Origin of the sequence: Brooklawnia sp. (assembly GCF_032229645.1) — a bacterium.
Classification (GTDB): domain Bacteria; phylum Actinomycetota; class Actinomycetes; order Propionibacteriales; family Propionibacteriaceae; genus Brooklawnia.
Genome location: NZ_JAVTWX010000137.1, coordinates 22,514 through 27,039, shown reverse-complemented (window position 1 = coordinate 27,039; position 4,526 = coordinate 22,514). Strand labels below are relative to the sequence as shown.

Sequence of the window (4,526 nt, the reverse complement as noted above, 5' to 3'; positions counted from 1 at the left end):
ATTCCATCGGTAACAAACCGGCCGGACGCAGCAGCGGATCGTCCGCGGCCAGCGAGCGCACCGGGCCGACACCGGTCAGCCGAGTCTCGAAACGCACCGTCACGACCCCATGGCCGGCACCCCATACCCAGCCGCGTCCGAACTCGTCGTGCTCGACATCCATGCCGGGGATCCAGGCGCTTCCCAGGCCGTGCCGGCGTTTCATCGCGGGCACGGAGCTGACCTCCTCGGTGACCGGGCCGAGTTCCTCGTCCGCCCAAAAGAGCTCCTCCTGTGCTGCGGTGGCGAAGCCCGTCACCCCGACCCCGAGCAGACGCACACCGCCGCCGATCGACAACCCGGCCAGCAGCCCGCGTGCGACGGCCCTGATCCGATCGGCGGAATCGGTGGCTCCTTCCAGCGTTCGAGAGCGCGTCCACGTTGTGAAGTCCCCCAATCTGACCTTGATCGTCACCGTCCGCGCGAACAATCCCGCCTTGCGCATCCGCTCGGCCACTGTGATGGCATCCCGGTCGAGCACCCCCGCGATCTGCTCGGGATCGGTCAGGTCGGTGGCGAATGTGTCCTCCACCGAGATGGATTTTGCCTCGCGCTCGGCCTGCACCGGCCGATCGTCCCTGGCGAATGCCAGTTCGTGCAGCGCCGACCCGGTCGCGGAGCCGAGTTCGCGGACCAGCTCTTTCGCAGACACCTGCTGAAGATCCGCCACGCTGGCCACGCCCAGCCGGGACAGCCGCTCCATCGTGGCCGGCCCGACACCCGGCACAGCCCGCACCGGAAGCGGGGTGATCATCTCGAGCTCGCGGCCCGAAGCCACCACCAATCTTCCGTTGGGTTTGGCCGCCTCGGAAGCGAGCTTGGCGATCAGCTTGCTCGATCCCACCCCCACCGAGGCGCTCAGTCCCTCGGTGCGACGGGTCAGTTCGGCGCGCAACGCGCTGACCAGCTCGTCCAAGCCAGCGACCGAGCTGGTGTCGATACCACCGGCGGTGAGATCGACATAGGCCTCGTCCAGGCTCAGCGGCTCGATCAGCGGGCTCAGCTCGCGCAGCAACGCCATCACGATGCGGCTGGATTGCCGGTAGGCGTCGAAGCGGCCGCCCAGATAGGCAGCATGCGGGGCCCGCCTTCTGGCTTCGCCGGTCGACATCGCCGAACCGACGCCGAATCTGCGCGCCTCGTAACTCGCGGTGGCGACCACGCCCCGTCCGCCGATACCGCCGACGATCACCGGCTTGCCGCGCAACGATGGCTTGTCGCGCTGCTCAACCGACGCGAAGAAGGCATCCAGATCGAGATGCAGAATCGACGGCGATGCTCGCACAGCTCACGACCGGCTACGCCAGCGGCGCGTCGAAGAACTTCAGGATATGCGTGGCGACCGCGCACAGCTCGTCGCGCTGATTGCGGATCTGGATGCCGGCGAACGTCTTCGCCGCCTCATGATCCACCTCATCGATGGTGTAGGTGACGGTCAGGGTATCGCCGAGCAGCACGCCTGCGGTGAAGCGCACCTTGTCATAGCCGTAGCTGACGCAGGCCTGCCCGGCCCTGGCCTGGATCATCGTCGAGCAGGCGGACGACAGACTCAACACCAGCATCCCGTGCGCGATCCGACCGCCATAGGGGGTGGTCCGGCCGTATTCCTCGTTGATGTGATTGGGCGACAGATCGCCGGTGATGCCGGCGAAGAGATAGACATCCGACTCGCTCAGCGTCTTGGTGAACCGGGCGACATCGCCCGCCTCGAGATTGATCTTCATGATTGTGTTCGCACGTACCGGACGAAATCGAATTCGCCGCGCGGGTCGCGCGAGATCTCCTTCCATTCATCGGCAGTGATCTTGGGGAAACGCACCGAGCCGGCCGCCTCGGCGTGTACTTCGGTGATGTCCAGTTCGTCCAGGTAGGGCCAGGCCATCTGGTAGATCTGCCCACCACCAACGACGAACCTGATGTCGTCCGCATCGCCGGTTTCGACGGCGAGCGCCTCCTCGAAACTGGACACCGCACAACCATGCGGACGACCGTCGTCGCGGACCGGGAAGCTCAACTTGTCGGGATGCCGGGTGATCACGACGCTGGTGCGCTCGGGAAGCAGGCCCATCGCCTCATGGGTCTTGCGTCCCATGATCAGGCTGTGACCCCTGGTGAGCTTCTTGAACCGTGCCCAGTCCTCGCGGAACTTGAACGGCTGATCGTTGCCATCGCCGATGACACCATTGCTGGCCACCACTGCGATCGCCACCAGCTTCGTCTTCACATCTCTCCCCTATCGGCGTCCGCTCAACGGACCCGCCTCAGACCGCTATCGGCGCCTTGATCGCCGGATGCGGGTCGTAGCCGGTCACCGCGATGTCGTCGAGCGTGAACTCGAAGATATCGCGCACATCGGGATTCAGCCAGAGCCTCGGCAGTGCCCGCGGTTCACGGCTCAACTGCTCCCGCACCTGGTCGACATGGTTGTCGTAGATGTGCGCGTCCCCGAGGGTGTGGACGAAATCGCCTACCTCAAGATCGCAGACCTGCGCGACCATCTGGGTGAGGGCGGCATAGGACGCGATGTTGAATGGCACGCCGAGGAAGAGATCGGCCGAGCGCTGGTAGAGCTGGCAACTCAGCTTCCCGCGGCCGCCCGTGCTGGTCGGCGGCGCGACATAGAACTGAAAGAGGGCGTGGCACGGCGGCAACGCCATCTGCGGAATCTCTCCGACATTCCACGCCGAGACGATGTGGCGACGCGAATCGGGGTTCTGCTTGATCGCCTCGATCACCTGGGTGATCTGATCGACGTGGCCGCCATCCGGGGTCGGCCAGCTGCGCCACTGGTAGCCGTAGATCGGCCCGAGTTCGCCTTCGGACGATGCCCATTCGTCCCAGATGTGAATATTGTGCTCGGTCAGCCAGCCGATATTCGTCGAGCCCCGCAGGAACCAGAGCAGCTCACCGAAAACCCCGCGGGTGAAGACCTTCTTGGTGGTCAGCAGCGGGAAGCCGGCCTGCAGGTCGAAACGCATCTGATGGCCGAAGATGCTGCGGGTCCCGGTGCCGGTGCGGTCCGGCTTGTGGACGCCCTCTTCCAGGACGGTACGCAACAGGTCGAGGTACTGCTTCACGAGACCTCCAGCCCGAGAACCTTCACCAGCTCTGGAATCATCGCACGCAACGCACGGCCACGGTGGCTGATGGCGTCCTTCTGCTCGGCGCTCATCTCGGCGGTGGTCAAAGGCTGGACGCCCGGCGCCACGGTCTGGTCGTCGGCGAGAAAGATCGGGTCATAGCCGAATCCGTTCGCACCCCGCGGCGCATTGGTCAGCCGCCCACCCATCTCGCCGCGAGTGGTGGCCTCCCGCCCGTCGGGGGCGGCCAGGGCGACCACCGCGACGAAGCGAGCACCGCGCAACGGCTCGTCCACGTCATCGATCTGGCGCAACACCAGGTCGAGGTTTGCCTGATCGTCGTGGTCTGGTCCGGCCCATCTGGACGACCGAACTCCCGGCATCTGGTTGAGCGCATCCACGCACAATCCCGAATCGTCGGCCAGTGTCACCAGGCCGGTGTGCGCAACCCCGGCACGTGCCTTGATCAGCGCATTGCCCTCGAAACTCCATTCGGTCTCCGCAGGCTCGGGGTAACTCTCGACATCGCGCAGGCTGAGGATCTCGATATCCAGGCCCTGCTCGGCGACGATGCGCCGCAGCTCGCGCAGCTTCTTGGCATTATTGGTCGCCAGCAGCACCTTGGTGCTCATCGACGCACCGGAGATGCCAGGGCCGCCGCCTGCAGCCGAGTCAGCTCGGCGCAACCGGCCTGGCCCAGATCGAGCAGCTGATTGAGTAGCTCTCGGTCGAACGGCGCCCCCTCGGCGGTGCCTTGCACCTCGATGAATTCGCCGGCGCCCGAGCAGACGATGTTCATGTCGACATCTGCGCTCGAGTCTTCCTCGTAGCACAGGTCGAGCATCGGCTTGCCCGCGACAACGCCGACGCTGATAGCCGAAACGGAACCGGTCAGCGGCTCCCCCGCCAGCGCGTCACGCTCGCGCAGCCATGAAACAGCGTCGCTGAGCGCCACGTAGGCTCCTGTGATGGAAGCGGTGCGAGTGCCGCCGTCGGCCTGCAGCACATCGCAGTCGATGACGATGGTGTTCTCGCCCAACGCCTTGTAGTCGATGATGCCGCGTAACGAGCGCCCGATCAGCCGGCTGATCTCGTGGGTGCGGCCGCCGATGCGTCCCTTGCGGGATTCCCGGTCGTTGCGGGTATTGGTGGCCCTCGGCAGCATCTCGTATTCGCTCGTCACCCAGCCCAGACCGGATCCCTTGCGCCAGCGCGGCACTCCTTGGGTCACCGAGGCCGCCACCAACACTCTGGTACGGCCGAACTCCACCAGCACCGATCCTTCGGCGTGGTCCAGCCAGCCCCTACTGAATGACACCGGCCGCAAGTCGGCCGGTCCGCGTCCATCGATTCGATCGCTCACGTTCACCTAAGCTACCCCGACGAAGACCGAGAGACGTAAAGCTC

General features: G+C 65.4%; 6 protein-coding genes. All 6 read right to left on the bottom strand.

The window, feature by feature from the left end:
• Window positions 1-1,324 (bottom strand): DNA polymerase IV (locus AAFP05_RS11540; RefSeq protein WP_341730015.1); only part of this gene is annotated, 1,324 nt, incomplete at its 3' end.
• A gap of 13 nt (window positions 1,325-1,337) precedes the next feature.
• Window positions 1,338-1,763: a MaoC/PaaZ C-terminal domain-containing protein gene (locus AAFP05_RS11535; protein WP_341730014.1), complete on the bottom strand. Its 426-nt coding sequence runs from the start codon at window positions 1,761-1,763 to the stop codon at window positions 1,338-1,340.
• The gene (locus AAFP05_RS11530) at window positions 1,760-2,263 is read right to left on the bottom strand and encodes a dihydrofolate reductase (RefSeq protein WP_341730013.1); all 504 of its coding nucleotides are present in this window, start codon (window positions 2,261-2,263) and stop codon (window positions 1,760-1,762) included. The genes AAFP05_RS11535 and AAFP05_RS11530 overlap by 4 nt, the downstream gene beginning before the upstream one ends.
• Before the next feature lie 37 nt (window positions 2,264-2,300).
• Window positions 2,301-3,116: a thymidylate synthase gene (locus tag AAFP05_RS11525; protein WP_341730012.1), complete on the bottom strand. Its 816-nt coding sequence runs from the start codon at window positions 3,114-3,116 to the stop codon at window positions 2,301-2,303.
• Window positions 3,113-3,751 (bottom strand): RdgB/HAM1 family non-canonical purine NTP pyrophosphatase, encoded by a 639-nt coding sequence (gene rdgB / locus AAFP05_RS11520; protein WP_341730011.1) that lies wholly within the window; start codon window positions 3,749-3,751, stop codon window positions 3,113-3,115. Before rdgB ends, AAFP05_RS11525 begins: the two co-directional genes overlap by 4 nt.
• A complete protein-coding gene (gene rph / locus AAFP05_RS11515) occupies window positions 3,748-4,488 on the bottom strand; it encodes a ribonuclease PH (protein ID WP_341730010.1) in 741 nt (246 codons plus the stop codon). Before rph ends, rdgB begins: the two co-directional genes overlap by 4 nt.
• Between the last annotated feature and the right edge of the window lie 38 nt (window positions 4,489-4,526).